General features: G+C 31.3%; 2 protein-coding genes. Both read right to left on the bottom strand.

Going from position 1 to position 824, the window contains the following annotated elements; genetic code table 11:
• Window positions 1–246: 246 nt before the first annotated feature.
• Window positions 247–594 (bottom strand): hypothetical protein, encoded by a 348-nt coding sequence (locus tag FDX22_RS20715; RefSeq protein ID WP_036853164.1) that lies wholly within the window; start codon window positions 592–594, stop codon window positions 247–249.
• Window position 595: 1 nt separating this feature from the next.
• Window positions 596–824: hypothetical protein (locus FDX22_RS20710; protein ID WP_222592544.1), on the bottom strand; the 229-nt coding region annotated here is incomplete at its 5' end.

Below are 824 nucleotides of genomic sequence, written 5' to 3'. Positions count from 1 at the left end.
TCATTAGCAAAAGTTGTAAGTTTTCGCTTAATCTCTTTGCCATTGTCGTCTTCCTCTACGTAAAAACGTTTCATCTATTCATACCTCTAATTTCAAATTTTTCAATAATATACCTTTTAGAGCCAAGCTCAAGGCTCACTAGATAATTATTAAAAGGGTCATTCTTGTTCAAGTCATTAGCGATCTTTCTAGCTGTTGACCGTGGATATTTTGAACTATTAATCTTCCTTGTGTACTTGTGTAATATTATCTCATTGCCTCCCTTTGCATTTTACGCTTCAATCGTTGCTTATATAGATATTCTTTGCTTGGTTCTAAACTAGACAATATCTCATCTAGTAAGTCAAACGCTTCTCCGTTATCTCCTACGCTATCAATTTTTTTAAGTGTAAGCTCGTGCATTTCATCATCATTTAAAAACATAGTAAGATAAGGGAATGCTACGGTATTTGGCAAGCTCAAGCGTGATTTAGTTATTCTTAGGTTAGGATATTTACCTGTTTCAGATTTAACTTTTAACTCAAATTGATTCATTGCGATACCTTGTTCCTCTAGTACGCTAGTAATTCTTTCATATAATTCTTCATTTGTCATTTTATTTATCTACTTTCTTAACCATTAGTTGCTCATAACCTGAACTTGTTCCGTTCATTACAATTGTTTGAATATCTCCCACACGTTCAAAACCTTTATTTTCTAAAGCACTAATTTGTTTACCTAAACCTTTCAAACTAAAAGCTACAGCTCTCTTATATTTATCTTTAGGCTTCTTGTTAAATAATTTAATCATCTTAATTCTCCTTAATTTTTTATATATACTATTA

The organism is Citrobacter sp. TBCS-14 (assembly GCF_005280805.1).
In the GTDB taxonomy this organism is placed as follows: Bacteria; Pseudomonadota; Gammaproteobacteria; order Enterobacterales; family Enterobacteriaceae; genus Citrobacter; species Citrobacter gillenii.
This window is presented reverse-complemented; position numbering and strand designations above follow the sequence as displayed.

Excerpts from the sequence above, each read along its gene's own strand:
- FDX22_RS20715 (WP_036853164.1), bottom strand. The coding sequence starts at position 594 with ATGACAAATGAAGAATTATATGAAAGAATTACTAGCGTACTAGAGGAA.